Source organism: Streptomyces sp. NPDC029014 (assembly GCF_055564695.1).
On sequence record NZ_JBVHVT010000018.1, the window covers coordinates 59,292 to 76,279 of the forward strand.

Sequence of the window (16,988 nt, forward strand, 5' to 3'; positions counted from 1 at the left end):
CGGGCCGGGGAGCGCCGGGGCGCCGGTCAGGCGGTGAGGTCGGCCGTCACCACCGTCTGCGTACGGTCGTCCGCCTCGGCGAGCAGGGTGCCGCCCGGGGCCCAGATCGCGGCCCGTCCGCAGCCGGTCCACGGGCCGGCCCGGCCGACGTGGTTGGCGAGGGCCACGTACAGGCCGTGTTCCTTCGCCAGCCCGGGGTGGACGGCGGCCCGCTCCTCGACGCCGCCGCCCGTCCCGTACAGGGAGGACGCGAGGTGGACGCGGCAGCCGGCCGCCGCCGCGCGCCCGGCGAGCTCGGGGAAGTGGTTGTCGAAGCAGATGCCGAGCGAGAAGCGGATCCCGCCGAGCTCGAAGTGCCCGTCGCGGTCGCCCGCCGCGAAGACGTCCTGCTCCTGCCGGTACAGGTGCTGCTTGGCGTACGTCGTGACGTGCCCGCCGTCCGCCGCGTAGACCAGCGTCGCGATGGCGGGCCGCGGGCCGCCGGTGCGCAGCGCGACGTTGACGGCGACGGCGGTGCCGGCGGCCCGCAGCGGGTCGAGCCGGGGATCGTCCGGGTCCGCGATCCACAGGCCCGGGTCCGCGGCCAGGGCGGCCAACTCGTAGCCGGTCAGCGTGAACTCGGGGAACACCACGAGCCCGGCGCCCGCGTCCCGGGCCCGGGCGGCGAGGGCGGCGGCCCGTGCGGTGTTGCCGGGGACGTCGGCGGGTATGCAGGTCAGCTGCGCTGCGGCGATCTTCATGGGCCCCAGGATGCCGGACCGCCGCGGCCGGGTGGCCGGAAAGCACCCGTCGACGGGGGCCGCAGGGCGGGGGCGGGGGCGCGGCCCGGGCGGGGGCGCGGCCGGGGCGGGCCGTCAGCGCGGCGGCTCGGCGGCGGTCACCTGTCGGTGCGCCAGCTCCGCGAGCCGCGCCTGCCCGTCCCTACCGGGGTGGAACCAGTCCCAGTGGCTCAACTGATCTGCGGCGAAGGGGTACTGGAACACCGCGCCGCCGTCGTAGCGGCACAGCGCGTCCTTCGCGCAGACCTCGCGGAGCACCTCGTTGTACTCGACCACCCGCGCCCGCACCTGCTCGCGCCGGGTCGTTGCCGACGCAGCGGACGACAGCGGATCGGCGAGCATCGACTGGCAGATGCCCAGCTTCCACACCTGCCGCACCATGGGACTGTCCTTGCCCTGCTGCCACAGCCGCTGCAGGTCCGGGATGCTGGAGACGTACACCTGGGAGGCGGGCGAGGCCGCGCGCAGCGCGCCGATGGCCTTCTCGAAGCCCGTTCGGAACTCCGCCACCGAGGTCATCGCCGAGGCCGACGGGCGGCACGCGTCGTTCGAGCCCACCATGACCGTGACCAGCTCGGGCTTGTGCTCCGCGGCCGAGGCCAGCTGTCCTTCCAGGTCCGCCATCCGCGAGCCGGTGGCCGCGTGGTTCCAACTGCGCGCCGCCACCTCGGCGTCGCCGAGCAGCCGCGCGGCGAGCGAGCGGACCGCGGGGTCGTTCCCGGTGGCCCAGGAGACCTCCGGGCAGTCGGCCAGGACCGAACAGGCGTCGAAACCGCGGGTGATGGAATCGCCGACGGCGGCGATCGACGCGGGCGCGGTGTTCCAGCGCGGCCCGGCCTGCGCGCCCCGCTCGCCCTGCTCCGGCGTGGCGGCCGCCTGACACCCGGTCAGCGCCCCGGCCAGGAGGGCCGTGGCCGCCGCCGCGCCCGCGAGTGTGCGCCGCGTGCGGCGTCCGGGAGCGGTGGTGCGCATCGGGTGGTCCTCCTTGTCGCCCCGCATCCTCACGGGGGGCGTCCTGCTGAGTGAAAGCTCTGGGTTTGGCGGCCTCGGACCGACCGTACGACACACCATGGCCCCTGCCGCACGGTAGCTTTTTCCCCGTGGCGTTTCGGCCGCAGGTCCCGCAGCGCGATGTCAGATTATTTCCGTTACATTACATCACGTCACATTCTGTCCGTTTTCTGGAGTTTATTCCCGACCTCGTCCCACACTGGAGGTCCCGGTGACGACACGTGGAGTTCTGTACGTGCATTCCGCACCGCGCGCGCTCTGCCCGCACGTGGAATGGGCTGTTGCGGGCGTGCTGGGGGTGCGGGTGAACCTCGACTGGATCCGGCAGCCCGCCGCTCCGGGCACCTGGAGAGCCGAGTTCTCCTGGCAGGCCGAGGCGGGCACCGCGTCGAAGCTCGCCTCCGCGCTGCGCGGCTGGCACCTGCTGCGCTTCGAGGTGACCGCGGAGCCCTGCAGCACCGCCGAGGGCGAGCGCTACAGCTCCACCCCGGACCTCGGCATCTTCCACGCCGTCACCGGCCTGCACGGCGACATCCTGATCCCCGAGGACCGGCTGCGCGCCGCCCTCGCCCGCTCCGCATGCGGCGAGACCGACCTGGAAGAGGAGATCTCCCGGCTGCTCGGCAAGCCCTGGGACGACGAACTGGAGCCCTTCCGCTATGCCGGCGAGGGCGCACCCGTGCGCTGGCTGCACCAGGTGGTCTAGTGCCGTGACGTGCGAGAGGCCCACCCGGATCCCCGGGTGGGCCTCTCGTGCACGGGGCGCGGCGTCCGCGGCGCGGAGCGGCGGACGGCGCCCCCTTCGGGCTCAGACGCTGCGGAAGCCCAGCGTGACGTTGTGGCCGCCGAAGCCGAACGAGTTGTTGATCGCGGCGATCGGGCCCTCGGCGGGCAGCTTGCGCGGCTCGCCACGGACGATGTCCGCGGTGATGTCCTCGTCCAGCTCGTCGATGTTGATGGTCGGCGGGGCCGTCCGGTGGTAGAGCGCCAGCACGGTCGCGACGGTCTCGATACCGCCGGCGCCGCCCAGCAGGTGGCCGGTCATCGACTTGGTCGCGGAGATCGCGACGTGGTCGAGGTCGTCGCCCAGGACCTTGCGCAGGGCCTTCACCTCGGCCGTGTCACCCTGCGGGGTGGACGTGGCGTGCGCGTTGACGTGGACCAGCTCGGCCGGGTCCAGGCCGGTGTTGTCGAGCAGGTTCTGCACGGCGGCGGCGACACCGCGGCCGGTCGGCTCCGGCTGCGCGATGTGGTGGCTGTCCGCGGACAGGCCCTGGCCCAGCACCTCGCAGTAGACGCGGGCACCGCGCGCGGCGGCGTGCTCCGCGGACTCCAGGACCACGACGCCCGCGCCCTCGCCGAGGACGAAGCCGTCACGGCCCTTGTCGTACGGGCGGGAGGCGTGCTGGGGGTTCTCGTTGTTCTTGGACATCGCCATCATGTTGGCGAACGCGGCGATCGGCAGCGGGTGGATCGCCGCCTCGGTGCCGCCCGCGACGACCACGTCGGCGCGGCCGGTGCGGATCATCTCGACGGCGTAGCCGATGGCCTCGGCGCCGGAGGCGCAGGCGCTGACCGGAGTGTGCACGCCCGCCTGGGCGTTGACCTCCAGGCCGACGTTGGCCGACGGGCCGTTCGGCATGAGCATGGGGACGGTGTGCGGGGAGACCCGGCGCACACCCTTTTCCTTCAGTACGTCGTACTGGTCGAGCAGAGTGGTGACACCGCCGATGCCGGAGGCGATCACGGTGCCGAGGCGGTCCGGCGCGACGGACTCGTCCTCGCCGGCCGGGGCCTTGAAGCCGGCGTCGGCCCAGGCCTCGCGGGCCGCGATGACGGCGAACTGGGCCGAGCGGTCCAGCTTGCGCGCGAGCGGCTTGGGGAGGACTTCGCTCGGGTCGACTGCGACCGGTGCGGCAATGCGGACCGGGAGTTCGGCGAAGCGCTCGCCCTCCAGGGGCTTGACGCCGGAACGGCCGGCGAGCAGACCTTCCCAGGTCGAAGCGCTGTCGCCACCCAGCGGAGTGGTTGCGCCGATACCGGTGACGACCACGGTGCGATTGGTCGGGCTCACAGGAATTCTTTCTCCACGTCTCAGGGGGTGCTGAATTGTCACGGCGCCACCGCCGGGTGGCGACAAACGCTCGTCAGGCTCAGGCCTGGTGCTTCAGGATGTAGTCGGCGGCGTCACCGACGGTCCGGAGACCCTTGACGTCCTCGTCCGGGATCTTGACGTCGAAGCGCTCTTCGGCGGCGACGACGACCTCGACCATGGACAGGGAGTCGACGTCCAGGTCGTCGGTGAACGACTTGTCGACCTCGACGTCCTCGACGGGGATACCGGCGATCTCGTTGACGATCTCCGCCAGACCCTCGACGATCTCTTCCTGCGTGGCGGCCATGTGGCGCTCCTTCTGTAGCTGACTGCGGTGAAACAGGCCCAGATGTGGTTCTGGGTCCTAGGGGAGGGTAACGACCGTCGCGGCGTAGACGAGCCCCGCCCCGAAGCCGATGACGAGCGCGGTGTCGCCGCTCTTCGCCGCTCCGGTCGCCAGGAGCCGCTCCATCGCGAGCGGGATCGAGGCGGCCGACGTGTTGCCGGTGGTTTCCACGTCACGGGCGACCGTGACGTGCTCCGGCAGCTTGAGGGTCTTCACCATCGAGTCGATGATCCGCATGTTGGCCTGGTGCGGGATGAAGACGTCCAGGTCGTCCGGGGTGATCCCGGCGGCGTCGAGCGCCTGCTGGGCCACCTTGGCCATCTCGAAGACGGCCCAGCGGAACACCGCCTGGCCCTCCTGCGTGATGGCCGGGAACTTCTCGCCGGCGTCCCTGCCGAGGTACTCGTCCCACGGCACGGTCTGCTTGATCGTCTCGGACTTGTCGCCCTCCGAGCCCCACACCGTGGGGCCTATGGCCGGCACGTCCGAGGGGCCGACGACCACGGCGCCGGCGCCGTCACCGAACAGGAAGGCCGTCGCGCGGTCCTCCAGGTCGGTCAGGTCCGACAGCCGCTCCACGCCGATGACCAGCACGTACTGCGCCGAGCCCTCGACGACGAGGCCCTTGGCCAGGGTCAGGCCGTAGCCGAAGCCGGCGCAGCCCGCCGAGATGTCGAACGCGGCCGGCTTGACCGCGCCGACCCGGTGGGCGATCTCGGTCGCGACCGCGGGGGTCTGCCGGAAGTGCGAGACCGTGGAGACGATCACGGCGCCGATCTGCTCGGGGGAGATCCCGGCAGCGGCCAGCGCCTTGCCGGAGGCCTCCACCGACATCGCGGCGACGGTCTCCTCGGGCGAGGCCCAGTGCCGGCTCGAAATGCCCGAGCGGGAACGGATCCACTCGTCGGACGAGTCGATCTTCTCCAGGATGACGTCGTTGGGGACGACCCGGGACGGGCGGTAGCCGCCGACGCCGATGATGCGGGCGTACGGGGAGCCCTGGGCAGGCTTGATCTTCGACATGCTGTGTGGGCTCCTTCTCTCAGGCCGACTGCTCGGCGACGAGCGCCGCGGCCTTCGCGAGGTCGTCCGGGGTCTTCAGGGCCACGTTCGGCACGCCCTTGAGCGCGCGCTTGGCCAGCCCCGTCAGGGTGCCGCCCGGGCTCAGCTCGACGATCCCGGTGACGCCGAGCTCGGCGAACCTCTCCATGCACAGGTCCCAACGGACCGGGTTCGCGACCTGGCCCACCAGACGGGCGACGACCTCGGCGCCCGAGGCGACGACCTGGCCGTCCTTGTTCGACACGTACGTCAGCTCCGGGTCGGTCGGCGCGAGGGCCTTGGCGGCCTCGTCCAGCGTCGCGACCGCGGGAGCCATGTGGTGCGTGTGGAAGGCGCCCGCGACCTTCAGTGCGACGACCTTCGTCGAGCCCTCGGGCTTCTCGGCGACCAGGGCGTCGATCTGCTCCTTGGTGCCGGCGGCCACGATCTGGCCCGCGCCGTTGATGTTGGCCGGGGTCAGGCCCAGCTTCTCCAGGTGCGCGACGACCACGTCGCGGTCACCGCCCAGCACCGCGGCCATGCCCGTTTCGGTGACGGCTGCGGCCTCGGCCATCGCCAGACCCCGGGTCCGCACGAACGACAGCGCGTCGGTCTCGGAGAGCACACCCGCGCAGGCGGCAGCGGTGATCTCGCCGACGCTGTGGCCCGCGACGACACCGAAGGCCGTACGGGAACCCAGCGCCGAAGCGGAGAGCAGTCCCGCGGCGACCAGCAGCGGCTGGGCCACGGCCGTGTCGCGGATCTCGTCCGCGTCCGCCTTCGTGCCGTAGTGGGCAAGGTCGAGCCCGATGGCGTCCGACCACGCGGCGACGCGGTCAGCGGCGCCGGGCAGTTCGAGCCAGGGGGTCAGGAAGCCGGGCGTCTGTGCGCCTTGGCCGGGAGCGACGAGTACGAGCACCCTCACACTCTCTCTTGTCGAGGGTCCCAGCCGCCCGTGGGGACAGGGACCAAGAACCGTCAGGGTAATTGTTGAAGTCCGACAAAAGTCTAGGGCTGCTGATCGTTGTCGGCCAGGCGCCCGAGGATCAGGGCGATCCTCAGTGTGAACGCCGAGCGGACATCAGAAGGCGACCAGCCGGTGACGTCGGTCACACGTCGGAGCCGGTAGCGCACCGTGTTCGGGTGCACGAACAGCATCCGCGCGGCCCCTTCGAGACTGCTCGCCTGTTCCAGGTAGACGCTGAGCGTCTCCAGCAGCGCCGACCCCGCCTCCTCCAGCGGTCTGTAGATCTCCTCCACCAGCTGCTCCCGGGCGGAGGGATCCGAGGCGATGGCGCGCTCTGGCAGGAGATCGTCCGCGAGCACCGGCCGCGGGGCGTCCTGCCAGGCCGAGCAGGCCTTCAGGCCGGCCGCGGCCGCCTGCGCGGACCGGGTCGCGTTCAGCAGGTCCCCGACCACCGGGCCGGCCACCACCGGGCCCGCCGCGAACGGCCCGATCAGCGACTTCGCCACCTGCAGCGGGTTGTCGCTGCCGCCCGCGATCACCACCAGGCGGTCGCCGAGCACCCCGGTGAGCACCTGCAGCTTGTGGTGCCGGGCGGCCCGCCTGATCGCCTCGACCGTCAGCTCGCTGTCGCCCTCCGGCGCGGTGCCGAGCACCACGCAGACGTGCTCCGGCGAGTTCCAGCCGAGGGCCGCGGCCCGCGAGAGCGCGCCCTCGTCGGCCTCCCCGGACAGCACCGCGTTCACCACCAGGGACTCCAGCCGGGCGTCCCAGGCGCCGCGCGCCTCGGCGGCCTGCGCGTACACCTGGGCCGTCGCGAACGCGATCTCCCGCGCGTACACCAGCAGCGCCTCGCGCAGGATCGACTCGTCGCCCGGGGCCGCCACCTCCTCGATCGCGGCCTCCATGACCTCGATCGTGGTGCGGACCATCTCGACGGTCTGGCGCAGCGTGATCGCCCGGGTCAGCTCGCGCGGCGCCGTCCCGAACACGTCGGTGGAGATCGCCTGCGGGGTCTCGGGGTGCCGGAACCATTCGGTGAACGCGGCGATGCCGGCCTGGGCGACCAGGCCGATCCAGGACCGGTTCTCCGGGGGCATCGCCCGGTACCACGGCAGGGTCTCGTCCATGCGCGCGATGGCGTTGGCGGCGAGTCGGCCGGAGGACTTCTCCAGTCGGCGCAGCGTCGCGGCATGCGGATGGGCGGCAGCGGGATGCGCGGGGGAATGCTCACGTTCGGGTTGGGGCACGGGACAAGACTGCCTTATCGGGACGGCGGCGCGGAGTGCGCCCTCACACCCAAGGTCTACCGTGGGCCCATGATTGATGTACGCCGCGGTGCCGACCGGTACCCGGGCGGTGACCCCGAGGCGGGGATCACCACCCGGCACGCCTTCTCCTTCGGCAGCTTCTACGACCCGGACAACCTGCGCTTCGGCCCGGTCCTCGCCTGCAACGAGGAGGCCCTCGCCCCGGGCGCCGGCTTCGACGAGCACCCGCACAGCCACACCGAGATCGTCACCTGGGTCGTCGAGGGTGAGCTGACGCACAAGGGCAGCACCGGCGAGGAGGCCGTGATCCGCCCCGGCGACGTCCAGCACCTCGGCGCCGGGTCCGGCGCCCGGCACATCGAACGCAACGACGGCGCCGAGCCGCTGCGCTTCGTGCAGACCTGGCTCGCGCCGCTGGTCCCCGGCGGGGAGCCTGCGTACCGGCTCGTCCGCGGCCTCGCCGACGACGCCCCGTACGAGGTCCCCGCGGCCGGGGCCGTCCTGCACGTGCGGCGGCCGGGCGCCGGCGAGCACGTCGCCGTTCCCGCCGCGGAGCGGGTCTACCTGCACGTGGTCCGCGGCGACCTGCGGCTGGACGGCGTGGAGCTCGGGCCCGGGGACTCGGCCCGCATCACCGCAGAGCAGGGCCTGCAGGCCGTGGCGGGGTCCCCGGGGGAGCTGCTGATCTGGGAGCTCCCGTAAGCCTGCGGTGCGGCCGCTCAGCGGTGGAGCGGACCGGAGAGCTCGGCGACGACCCCGTCCGTGAACCCGGGCCAGGCCTCCACGGCCCACGGGCCGAAGGCGCGGTCCGTCAGCGCCACGCAGGCGGCGCGCACGGCGGGGTCCACCCACAGGAAGGTGCCGGCCTGGCCGAAGTGGCCGAAAGCGGCCGGCGAGGAGGAGGCGCCCGTCCAGTGCGGGCTCTTGGTGCCGCGGATCTCCACGCCCAGCCCGAAGTCGTTCGGGGACTGGTGCCCGTACCCGGGGAGCACGCCCTTGAGGCCGGGGTGGACCACGGTGGTGGCCTCCGCGACCGTGCGCGGGTCGAGCAGGCGGGGCGCCTGCAGCTCGGCGGCGAAGCGGACCAGGTCCGACACGGTGGAGACGCCGTCCTTGGCGGGCGAGCCCTCCAGGGTGGTCGAGGCCATGCCCAGCGGCTCGAACACCGCCTGGTGCACGTACTCGGCGAAGGGGATGCCGGTGGCCTTGGTGATGTGGTCGCCGAGCACCTCGAAGCCGGCGTTCGAGTACAGCCGGCGCGTCCCGGGCGGGGCCATGACCCGGTGCTCGTCGAAGGCCAGGCCGCTGGTGTGCGCCAGCAGGTGACGGACCGTCGACCCCTCGGGGCCCGCGGGCTCGTCCAGCTCGACGGCCCCCTCCTCGTACGCGACGAGCGCGGCGTACGCCGCGAGCGGCTTGGTCACCGAGGCCAGTGCGAACCGGTGGTCGACGGGTCCGCGGGAGCCCGCCAGGCTCCCGTCGGCCCGGACGACGGCCGCCGCGGCGTTCGGTACCGGCCAGGTGTCGATGATCCGCAGGCTGTCCAGGGTCTCCACGCTCTCCATGCCGCCGAGCCTACTTGCTTGGAGTGCACTCAAGGGTTCTAGCGTGGTCGCCATGAGCCTGACAGGGACGCAGACGCGGTACACGATCAGCGAGGTCGAGGCCCTGACCGGGCTGAGCCAGCACACCCTGCGCTGGTACGAGCGCATCGGCCTGATGCCGCACGTGGACCGCTCCCACTCGGGACAGCGGCGGTTCAGCGACGCCGACCTGCAGTGGCTGTCCTTCGTGGGCAAGCTGCGCGCCACCGGGATGTCGGTGGCCGACATGGTGACCTACGCCGAACTGGTCCGCGAGGGGGAGCACACCGTCGACCGGCGGCGCGAGCTCCTGGAGCGGACCCGGCGCGAGGTGCGGGCGCGGATCGCGGAACTCGGCGACGCGCTCGCCGTACTGGACTTCAAGATCGAGCTCTACACGGGGAAGGCGGCACACCAGTGACGCAGAACAGCACCATCGAACAGGTCGAACTCGGCAAGGGCGGCCCGCGGGTCGGCGTCCAGGGCCTCGGCTGCATGGGCATGAGCGAGTTCTACGGGGAGACGGACGAGGCGGCGGCCCGCGCCACGCTCGGGGCGGCGCTCGACGCCGGGGTCACCCTCTTCGACACCGCGGACGTCTACGGGCGGGGCCGCAACGAGGAGTTCCTCGCCCCCTTCGTCGCCGCGCACCGCGAGGAGATCACCCTCGCCACCAAGTTCGGCATCGAGCGCACCGACGACCCGCACCACCGCGGCATACGCAACGACCGGACCTATGTCCGCCGCGCGGTGGAGGACAGCCTGCGGCGGCTCGGCACCGAGGTGATCGACCTCTACTACATGCACCGCCGCGACCCGGAGGTCCCGCTGGCCGAATCCGTGGGCGCCATGGCGGAGCTGGTGCAGGAGGGCAAGGTGCGCCACCTGGGGCTCAGCGAGGTCACCGGGCCGGAGCTGCGCGAGGCGTACGCGGTGCACCCGATCGCCGCGCTCCAGTCGGAGTGGTCCCTGTTCAGCCGGGACGTGGAGCGCAGCGCGGTGGCCGCGGCGGCGGAGCTGGGCGTGGCCTTCGTGCCGTACTCCCCGCTCGGCCGCGGCTTCCTGACCGGCGCCTTCGCGGACGCGGCGGAGCTGTCCGAGGGCGACTTCCGGCTCTTCCAGCCGCGGTTCACCGGCGACAACGCCAAGGCCAACGCGGCGCTGCTGGAGCCGGTGCGGCAGGTCGCGCGGGCCCACGGGGCCACCCCGGCGCAGATCGCGCTGGCCTGGGTGCAGCAGCGGGCGCAGGTGCACGGGCTGACCGTGGTCCCGATCCCGGGCACCCGCAGGCCGGGGCGGCTCGCGGAGAACACCGCGGCGACCCGGATCACGCTCACCGGGCAGGAGCTGGCCCTGCTGGAGCCGATCGCCGGGCAGGTCGCGGGGGACCGCTACCCGGACATGACCTTCACCTCGGCCGCTCGCGAGGGGTAGCCGCAGACGGGGCCGGCGCCGCGAGGGCCGAGGGCGCTACGCCCCGGGGAGGTCGGTGGTGAAACGATCCCGCAGGGCCGAGTACTCCGCGTCCGTCAGCAGGCCCGCACTGTGCAGCTCGCTCAGGTGGTGCAGGCGCTCGTCCGTGCGCGGCGCCGGCACCGAGGCGACCGGAGTGCGCACGCGCAGGGCGGCCAGCACGGCCGCGGCGAACGGCAGCGACTCGTGCACGGCCCCGTACCCGGTGCCGAAAACGGCGGCGGCCAGGTCGTGGTCCGGCCGCGGGTCGACCCCGGTGCCGTCCCGGCGTATGAGCCGCAGGTGGCCGCCCGGCCCCTCCGGTGAACGCCATTCGATTCCGGCCAGCTCCGAGAGCGGGTAACGCTGGTCGCCCGCCTTCCACTTGGTGCCGGTGGCGCCCGTACGCGACCAGTGGAAGCTGACCGCCGAGCCGTCGAAGCCGACGCGCGCGTCGTACGCCTTCAGCTGCAGCGGCGGCTCCGCCACCGGCACCAGGAAACGCTCGGACGGCTCGTCCGCCTCGGGGCCCAGCCGCTCGCGCAGCCGGTCGGCGAACTCCCGCGCCTGCTCGGCCCGGTCACCCGGCACCACCAGGCGGTAAGGGTCGCAGACCTCGCGCAGCTGCCCCGCGGCGGCCTCCATCAGCGGATCCGCGCCCGGTCTCGGCGCAGCCTGCAGCACCACCGCGTCCCGTCGGCCCGTGGCCGAGCGGGCGGTGAGCTCCACCGCGGAGAGCGCCTCGAAGGGGATCCGCCGCTCCCCGAGGGCATTCCACAGCCTTGGCGTTCGCATCCCCCGGGTGAAGCAGATGAGCACCGAGTCCGAGTCGAACTCCCAGACGGCATGATTTCCGGCCAGTACGTCACCCATGCGGCACATGGTAAAGGGACACGCCCCTGTGCGTCCCCCTCGGCGCGGGGCCCGATTTCCGGGGCTCTACGCGTGTCCGTCCGCTTCTGTACCGGAAATTCCACGGCGGCAGGCGTCGTCCCCGGTCGCGCAGACCACCGAGTCGAAGGTGCCGGTTCCGATTTTGGCGAAGTTGTCCAGGGAGCTCGTGCCTGGCTCGAAATAGCCGGTATGCCGCTTGGCCCCGGCCGAGGACAGCAACCGCGCGCCGAACTCCGGCGACACCGGGTCCGCCCCGTGCCCCACGCCGCCGACCTCCAGGTGCGGCACGTCCGCGATCCAGTCGTCGGAGTCCCGCATGGCCCACACCCGCGCCGAGGTGCGCAGCTCGGCCACCGAGCCCGCACGCATCCCCGGACTGCCGGCGACGACGACGTCCGTCACCCGGTCGGGCAGCGCGTGCGCGGCGACCCCGCAGACCACCGACCCGTAGCTGTGGCAGAACAGCGCCACGCTCGCGTCCCCCGGCAGCGCCGCCGCGAGGGCCTCCAGCCGTACGGCGCCGTCCACCGCCATCCGCCCGGTGGCCGCGTCCACGCCGACCCCGGACGGGGCGGTGTAGTCGGCCCAGGCGACGACGGCGGTCCGGCTGCCCGGATCGGCGGCGCGCTCGGCCGCGTACAGCGACTGCGCCATGCCGACCGGGGCGGTCAGCCGGCGCTGCGTGCGCTCGAAGGTGAGGACGTCGGTGTCCACGCCGGGGACGATCACCGAGACCCGCTCGGCCCGGTCGAGGTCGCCGAAGACCTCGGCGATGCGGCCGCCGCCGGTGGGGTTGAAGGCGAGGATCTGCCGGCCGGGCTCGGCGAGGGAGGCGAAGCGGTGGGCGCGCCGACCGGCCGTGGTGCGGTCGGCCGGGGTCAGGCTGACGTCGCGGCTGCGGGCCTCCTCGGCCTTCTCCGCGAGCGAGAGGGCGCGCAGGTTGGCGCGGTAGCGCAGGACGGCGGGCGCCCCGTCGAGGTTCCCGACGACGAACGGGTGGGCGTCGGCGAGCCGGGCCCGCTGGCCGGGCTCGATGCCGGCGAAGAACCGGGCCACCGTGCGCACGGGGGCGTCGGCGGGCGGCACCTGCCGGCCGTCGATCCGGGCGGTGGACCAGGCGGTGAGAGCGGCGGCCCGCAGCGAGGTGCCGGCATCGGGCCGGTGCACGGTGGTCCAGCCGGTGGTCGCCAGCATGAGGAAGACGACCGCCAGCGCGAGCAGCATGCGCAGGACGGCAGGGCGCGGATCGGCGCCGATGGCGGTGGGGTGGGCAAGGCCGGGCAGGTTCACTGGGACCAGCGTATGAGACCGGAACGGGCCCTGAGGCACAGGGTGATGGGGACCACGGGGTGAGCCGGGACACGGTGACGGGGCTCACGGTGACGGGGCTCACGACCCCCGCCCGCCGCGCCCCCGGCCGTCGTGACCCGGCTCACGCCGGCCCCCGCTCCTACTGACCGTGTTTCAGCGCCAGTCCGCGGCGAGCGCCGGGCCGATCCGGTCGAGGTACGCGTCGGTCATGTCCCGCAGGGCGGCGACGCTGGCGTCCCCGCCCTGCCCCCACAGCCGTCCGGTGACCCGCATCACACCGGAGAACACGGCGACGGCCACCCGGGGGCGCGGGTCGCCGTCCACGTCCAGGCCCTCGCGCTCCGCGATCAGCCGGGCCAGCCGCTCCTCCAGTTCGGTGCCGCGGCGCAGGTGGACGGCGAGCAGCGCCGGGGTCGACTCGATGAGCTGGTAGGTGCGCATGTACAGGTCGAGCGGGACGACGTCGGCGAGGGCCTCGCCGAGGGTGTCCCACACGTCGCGCGTCGCGGCGCGCAGGGCCGTGAGGGGGCCCTCCGCGGCGGGCCGGGCCCGCAGGGCGGCGAGGAGGTGGGTTTCGGCCAGGTCCTGGGCGGCGAAGGCGACCTCCTCCTTGTTGGCGAAGTAACGGAAGAAGGTGCGCTGGGAGACGTCCACGGCGTCGGTGATCTCGTCGACGGTGGTGTGCTCGTACCCCTGCGAGACGAAGAGGAGGAGGGCGGCGCGCAACAGCGCGTCCCGGGTGCGCCGCTTCTTGCGCTCGCGCAGTCCGGGCGCCGGGGCCGGCCGCTCGTCGGTCATCACCGCGGGAGTCCTTTCAAGGCTGGTTTCGGGCCGGTTTCGGGCCGGTTCCGCCCGGTTCGGGCGCCGGGCGCGGGGGTTTCCAACACCGGGACCGCATGCCCGATCTGACGCTGAGTGAGCGGTCAGGGTACCTGTGACCGACGTGACAGCCGCTGCCCCGTTAAGCCGTCTGTGAAGTGTCAGTCGCTGTCACTAGCCTGTTCGCATGACTCATCAGATCACCGTCGACGGCCGCGACGACCGGACACCCGTCAAGGAGCCGGGCGGGGCGCCGGCCCGGTCGGGGCTGCGCGGCCACCCGTGGTTGACCCTCTTCGCCGTGGCCATCGGCGTCATGATGGTCACGCTGGACGGCACGATCGTCGCCGTCGCCAACCCCGCCATCCAGAAGGACCTCGGCGCCTCGCTCTCCGACGTCCAGTGGATAACCAACGGCTACCTGCTGGCGCTCGCCGTCTCCCTCATCACCGCCGGCAAGCTCGGTGACCGTTTCGGCCACCGCCAGGCCTTCCTCCTCGGCATCGTCGGCTTCGCCGGCGCGTCCGCCGCGATCGGCCTGTCCTCCAGCGTCGAGTTCCTCGTCGGCTTCCGGGTGGCCCAGGGCCTGTTCGGCGCCCTGCTGATGCCCGCCGCGCTCGGCCTGCTGCGCGCCACCTTCCCCGCCGAGAAGCTCAACATGGCCATCGGCATCTGGGGCATGGTCATCGGCGCCTCGACCGCCGGCGGGCCCATCGTCGGCGGCCTGCTCGTGGAGCACGTCAACTGGCAGTCCGTCTTCTTCGTCAACGTGCCCGTGGGCGTCATCGCCCTGGTCTTCGGCCTGGTCATCCTGCTCGACCACCGCGCCGAGAACGCCCCGCGCTCCTTCGACCTCCCCGGCATCGTCCTGCTGTCGCTCGGGATGTTCTCCCTCGTCTGGGCGCTGATCAAGGCCTCGGAATGGGGCTGGGGCGACACCCTGACCATGCTGTTCCTCGGCGGGTCCGTGCTCTGCTTCGTGCTCTTCGCCGTCTGGGAGGCCAGAGCCGGCGAGCCGCTGATCCCGCTGGGGATGTTCCGCTCGCTGCCGCTGTCCGCGGGCACCGTGCTCATGGTCCTGATGGCGTTCGCCTTCATGGGCGGCCTGTTCTTCGTCACGTTCTACCTGCAGAACGTGCACGGCATGAGCCCCGTCGACAGCGGCCTGCACCTGCTGCCGCTGACCGGCATGATGATCGTCGGCTCGCCGCTGGCCGGCGCCGCCATCACCGCCGTCGGACCGCGCGTCCCGCTCGTCGCCGGCATGGTCGCCACGGCCGCCGCCTGCTTCGGGCTGTCCGGGCTCACCCCGGGCACCGGCACCCTCGAGATGTCGCTGTGGTTCTGCCTCCTCGGCGTGGGCCTCGCCCCCGTCATGGTCGGCGCCACCGAGGTCATCGTCGGCAACGCCCCGCTGGAGCTGTCCGGTGTGGCCGGCGGGCTCCAGCAGGCCGCCATGCAGGTCGGCGGCAGCCTCGGCACCGCCGTCCTCGGCGCCGTCATGGCCCGCACGGTCGGTGACTCGTTCGGGGACAACTGGCGGGCCGCGGAGCTGCCGCCGCTCGCCCCGGAGCAGCAGGCCCTCGTCGAGAAAGGGGTCCAGGTCGGCATCGCACCGGTCCCGCAGGGCGCGCCGCAGCCGGTCGCCGACGCCATCACCCAGGTCGCGCACGACACGTTCGTGTCCGGCATGAGCACCGCCTTCACCGTCGCCGGCGTCGTCGCGGTCCTCGCCGCGGTCGTGGCCTGCTTCACCAAGCGCGGTGAGAACGCCGCCGCGGGGGCGGGCGCGGCCCACGTCTGAGCCCTGCGCCGTCAACCCGCTGTGCACCACAGCCCCGCCGGACGGTTCCGGCGGGGCTGTCGCCTATCAGGGTGGACCCGCCCGAACCCCCTTCCGCCGGCCCGTCCGCGCAGGTCAGCGTGGTGGCCGAGCCGCTGCGGAACAGGTCCGGGGGCGGCACGTCCACAAGGAGTCGACCCGTCATGCGTACGAGTTCCCCCACAGGTGTCACGCCCGCCCGCACCACCACCGCCACCCGCACCACGTCCCGTACGGCCCCTGGCACCGCCACGGGCACGGGCACGTCCCGCGCCACCTCCGGACGCGCCCATGCGGTGCTGGCCGTGGCCGCCCTGGTGCTGGCCGCCCTCCTGCCCGGCGCCTCCGGCACCGCGCACGCCGCAGGCCCGCCGCCGACGAGGGCGGTGCCCTGCGCGACCGGGCAGCTGTGCCTGTGGGCGCAGCCCGACTTCAAGGGCAAGCGGCACGTCCACGAGCTGAGCAGCCTGGACATCAACAGCTGCACCGCGCTGCCCGCCGGGACCAGCGCCCAGTCCCTCGTCAACCGCACCGGGCGGCCGGTGACCACCTACCAGTCAGCCGAGTGCGCCGAGACGGGCGAGTTCCAGACCTACCCCGGTGACGGGGTCCAGCTCCCGGAGTCGCCCTACCTGGTGCGCGCCTTCAAGGTGTGGGAACGCTAGCGGGCCCCGCCGCCGGAGCCGCCGGCCGCCGCCGGAGCCGTCGGCGCCACTGCGGCCGCCGGGACCGCCTCGGACACCTGGACCGGAGCCCCGGTCCGCCCGTCCGGGGCGGTCCCGCCCAGCCGGGCGACCTCGGCGCGCAGGGCCCGTACCTCCGCGGTCAGCTCGGCGATGGCCGCGGTCTGCGCCCGCTCGGCCTGGTCGTCGAACTCGAAGCGGGCGATGAACCAGGCCGCGATGTTCGCGGTGACCACACCGAGCAGGGCGATCCCGGAGAGCATCAGCCCGACCGCGAGCACCCGCCCCAGCCCGGTGGTGGGGGAGTGGTCGCCGTACCCGACGGTGGTCATCGTGGTGAAGCTCCACCACACGGCGTCGCCCAGGTTCCGGATGTTTCCGTCGGGCGCGTCCCGCTCCACGCTCAGCACCGCCAGCGAGCCGAACATCATCAGCCCGACCACCGCGCCCGCCACGTACGTGGTGAGCCGGATCTGCGGGGCCATCCGGGCCCGCCGGCCCACCAGCAGCAGGGTGGACACGAGCCGCAGCAGCCGCAGCGGCTGGATCATCGGCAGCAGCACCGCGGCCAGGTCCAGCCAGTGCCCGCGGACGAAGCTCTTCTTGGACTCCGACAGGCCCAGCCGCACCAGGTAGTCGAAGGCGAACGACGCCCACACCACCCACTCCGTGACCGTGCAGGCACGGTGCACCCGGGCGTCCGCGTCGGGGACCACGATCGGCACGGCGTAGGCGACGGCGAACGCCACGGCGAGGACGAGCAGCGGGGTCTGGCTCCGCCGCTCCCACCGCAGCTGGCGGGACGGTTCCTTCATACGCAGCATCGTAAGGAACGCGTAAAGCTCACTGGCCGGCGCAGCGGTGCGGCGGCCGTCGCACGGCGGCGGGCCGGGGCGCACACCCGCACCCCGGCCCGC

Annotated in this window: 18 protein-coding genes; 6 read left to right on the top strand and 12 right to left on the bottom strand. The window is 73.2% G+C overall.

Features of this window, described 5'->3' with window-relative positions:
* Window positions 1–26: 26 nt before the first annotated feature.
* Both ACZ4VL_RS12480 and ACZ4VL_RS12485 read right to left on the bottom strand, forming a co-directional pair.
* Window positions 27–740, bottom strand: coding sequence for a carbon-nitrogen hydrolase family protein (locus ACZ4VL_RS12480; RefSeq protein ID WP_468198926.1), 714 nt, complete (start codon window positions 738–740; stop codon window positions 27–29).
* A 114-nt stretch (window positions 741–854) separates the two neighbouring features.
* Window positions 855–1,751, bottom strand: coding sequence for an SGNH/GDSL hydrolase family protein (locus tag ACZ4VL_RS12485; RefSeq protein ID WP_468198927.1), 897 nt, complete (start codon window positions 1,749–1,751; stop codon window positions 855–857).
* Window positions 1,752–2,001: 250 nt separating this feature from the next.
* Here ACZ4VL_RS12485 and ACZ4VL_RS12490 point away from each other — a divergent pair, with 250 nt between their 5' ends.
* Window positions 2,002–2,496 carry a DUF3145 domain-containing protein gene (locus ACZ4VL_RS12490; protein WP_404238006.1) on the top strand — a complete coding sequence of 165 codons (495 nt, stop codon included), beginning with the start codon at window positions 2,002–2,004 and terminating at the stop codon, window positions 2,494–2,496.
* Between the two features lie 102 nt (window positions 2,497–2,598).
* Here ACZ4VL_RS12490 and fabF read toward each other — a convergent pair whose 3' ends face one another.
* From fabF to ACZ4VL_RS12515, 5 genes are all read right to left on the bottom strand, one after another.
* Window positions 2,599–3,864 carry a beta-ketoacyl-ACP synthase II gene (gene fabF, locus ACZ4VL_RS12495; protein ID WP_468198929.1) on the bottom strand — a complete coding sequence of 422 codons (1,266 nt, stop codon included), beginning with the start codon at window positions 3,862–3,864 and terminating at the stop codon, window positions 2,599–2,601.
* Window positions 3,865–3,943: 79 nt separating this feature from the next.
* Window positions 3,944–4,192, bottom strand: a complete 249-nt coding sequence (locus ACZ4VL_RS12500; RefSeq protein ID WP_361083696.1) for an acyl carrier protein — start codon at window positions 4,190–4,192, stop codon at window positions 3,944–3,946.
* 57 nt (window positions 4,193–4,249) lie between these two features.
* Window positions 4,250–5,254 carry a beta-ketoacyl-ACP synthase 3 gene (locus ACZ4VL_RS12505; protein WP_468198932.1) on the bottom strand — a complete coding sequence of 335 codons (1,005 nt, stop codon included), beginning with the start codon at window positions 5,252–5,254 and terminating at the stop codon, window positions 4,250–4,252.
* A gap of 19 nt (window positions 5,255–5,273) precedes the next feature.
* On the bottom strand, window positions 5,274–6,191 hold the full coding sequence (locus ACZ4VL_RS12510) for an ACP S-malonyltransferase (RefSeq protein WP_468198935.1): 918 nt from the start codon (window positions 6,189–6,191) through the stop codon (window positions 5,274–5,276).
* An 89-nt stretch (window positions 6,192–6,280) separates the two neighbouring features.
* Window positions 6,281–7,486 (bottom strand): PucR family transcriptional regulator, encoded by a 1,206-nt coding sequence (locus ACZ4VL_RS12515; protein WP_468198937.1) that lies wholly within the window; start codon window positions 7,484–7,486, stop codon window positions 6,281–6,283.
* A 69-nt stretch (window positions 7,487–7,555) separates the two neighbouring features.
* Here ACZ4VL_RS12515 and ACZ4VL_RS12520 point away from each other — a divergent pair, with 69 nt between their 5' ends.
* A complete protein-coding gene (locus ACZ4VL_RS12520; RefSeq protein ID WP_468198940.1) occupies window positions 7,556–8,209 on the top strand; it encodes a pirin family protein in 654 nt (217 codons plus the stop codon).
* Between the two features lie 17 nt (window positions 8,210–8,226).
* Here the strand turns inward: ACZ4VL_RS12520 and ACZ4VL_RS12525 are convergent, their stop codons facing one another.
* Window positions 8,227–9,054, bottom strand: a complete 828-nt coding sequence (locus ACZ4VL_RS12525) for a serine hydrolase domain-containing protein (RefSeq protein ID WP_468199030.1) — start codon at window positions 9,052–9,054, stop codon at window positions 8,227–8,229.
* 70 nt (window positions 9,055–9,124) lie between these two features.
* On the opposite strand from ACZ4VL_RS12525, the gene ACZ4VL_RS12530 reads away from it, so the two are divergent.
* Window positions 9,125–9,511, top strand: a complete 387-nt coding sequence (locus tag ACZ4VL_RS12530; protein WP_468198942.1) for a MerR family transcriptional regulator — start codon at window positions 9,125–9,127, stop codon at window positions 9,509–9,511.
* Window positions 9,508–10,524 (top strand): aldo/keto reductase, encoded by a 1,017-nt coding sequence (locus tag ACZ4VL_RS12535; protein WP_468198945.1) that lies wholly within the window; start codon window positions 9,508–9,510, stop codon window positions 10,522–10,524. The genes ACZ4VL_RS12530 and ACZ4VL_RS12535 overlap by 4 nt, the downstream gene beginning before the upstream one ends.
* A gap of 36 nt (window positions 10,525–10,560) precedes the next feature.
* Here ACZ4VL_RS12535 and ACZ4VL_RS12540 read toward each other — a convergent pair whose 3' ends face one another.
* The 3 genes from ACZ4VL_RS12540 to ACZ4VL_RS12550 form a co-directional block, all read right to left on the bottom strand.
* The gene (locus ACZ4VL_RS12540) at window positions 10,561–11,424 is read right to left on the bottom strand and encodes a DUF4429 domain-containing protein (RefSeq protein ID WP_468198947.1); all 864 of its coding nucleotides are present in this window, start codon (window positions 11,422–11,424) and stop codon (window positions 10,561–10,563) included.
* Between the two features lie 57 nt (window positions 11,425–11,481).
* Complete coding sequence (locus ACZ4VL_RS12545; RefSeq protein WP_468199032.1) at window positions 11,482–12,660, bottom strand: alpha/beta hydrolase; 1,179 nt, start codon at window positions 12,658–12,660, stop codon at window positions 11,482–11,484.
* 240 nt (window positions 12,661–12,900) lie between these two features.
* Window positions 12,901–13,545, bottom strand: coding sequence for a TetR/AcrR family transcriptional regulator (locus ACZ4VL_RS12550; RefSeq protein ID WP_468198949.1), 645 nt, complete (start codon window positions 13,543–13,545; stop codon window positions 12,901–12,903).
* A 337-nt stretch (window positions 13,546–13,882) separates the two neighbouring features.
* On the opposite strand from ACZ4VL_RS12550, the gene ACZ4VL_RS12555 reads away from it, so the two are divergent.
* Together ACZ4VL_RS12555 and ACZ4VL_RS12560 are read left to right on the top strand one after the other, a co-directional pair.
* On the top strand, window positions 13,883–15,370 hold the full coding sequence (locus ACZ4VL_RS12555) for an MFS transporter (protein ID WP_468199035.1): 1,488 nt from the start codon (window positions 13,883–13,885) through the stop codon (window positions 15,368–15,370).
* A 182-nt stretch (window positions 15,371–15,552) separates the two neighbouring features.
* Window positions 15,553–16,053: a peptidase inhibitor family I36 protein gene (locus ACZ4VL_RS12560; RefSeq protein WP_468198951.1), complete on the top strand. Its 501-nt coding sequence runs from the start codon at window positions 15,553–15,555 to the stop codon at window positions 16,051–16,053.
* On the opposite strand, the gene ACZ4VL_RS12565 is transcribed toward ACZ4VL_RS12560, so the two are convergent.
* The gene (locus tag ACZ4VL_RS12565) at window positions 16,050–16,886 is read right to left on the bottom strand and encodes a potassium channel family protein (RefSeq protein WP_468198954.1); all 837 of its coding nucleotides are present in this window, start codon (window positions 16,884–16,886) and stop codon (window positions 16,050–16,052) included. The genes ACZ4VL_RS12560 and ACZ4VL_RS12565 overlap by 4 nt on opposite strands.
* Window positions 16,887–16,988 lie beyond the last annotated feature (102 nt).

Excerpts from the sequence above, each read along its gene's own strand:
- ACZ4VL_RS12480 (WP_468198926.1), bottom strand. The coding sequence starts at position 740 with ATGAAGATCGCCGCAGCGCAGCTGACCTGCATACCCGCCGACGTCCCC.
- ACZ4VL_RS12485 (WP_468198927.1), bottom strand. The coding sequence starts at position 1,751 with ATGCGCACCACCGCTCCCGGACGCCGCACGCGGCGCACACTCGCGGGC.
- ACZ4VL_RS12500 (WP_361083696.1), bottom strand. The coding sequence starts at position 4,192 with ATGGCCGCCACGCAGGAAGAGATCGTCGAGGGTCTGGCGGAGATCGTC.
- ACZ4VL_RS12505 (WP_468198932.1), bottom strand. The coding sequence starts at position 5,254 with ATGTCGAAGATCAAGCCTGCCCAGGGCTCCCCGTACGCCCGCATCATC.
- ACZ4VL_RS12520 (WP_468198940.1), top strand. The coding sequence starts at position 7,556 with ATGATTGATGTACGCCGCGGTGCCGACCGGTACCCGGGCGGTGACCCC.
- ACZ4VL_RS12530 (WP_468198942.1), top strand. The coding sequence starts at position 9,125 with ATGAGCCTGACAGGGACGCAGACGCGGTACACGATCAGCGAGGTCGAG.
- ACZ4VL_RS12540 (WP_468198947.1), bottom strand. The coding sequence starts at position 11,424 with ATGTGCCGCATGGGTGACGTACTGGCCGGAAATCATGCCGTCTGGGAG.
- ACZ4VL_RS12545 (WP_468199032.1), bottom strand. The coding sequence starts at position 12,660 with ATGCTGCTCGCGCTGGCGGTCGTCTTCCTCATGCTGGCGACCACCGGC.
- ACZ4VL_RS12550 (WP_468198949.1), bottom strand. The coding sequence starts at position 13,545 with ATGACCGACGAGCGGCCGGCCCCGGCGCCCGGACTGCGCGAGCGCAAG.
- ACZ4VL_RS12555 (WP_468199035.1), top strand. The coding sequence starts at position 13,883 with ATGATGGTCACGCTGGACGGCACGATCGTCGCCGTCGCCAACCCCGCC.
- ACZ4VL_RS12560 (WP_468198951.1), top strand. The coding sequence starts at position 15,553 with ATGCGTACGAGTTCCCCCACAGGTGTCACGCCCGCCCGCACCACCACC.
- ACZ4VL_RS12565 (WP_468198954.1), bottom strand. The coding sequence starts at position 16,886 with ATGAAGGAACCGTCCCGCCAGCTGCGGTGGGAGCGGCGGAGCCAGACC.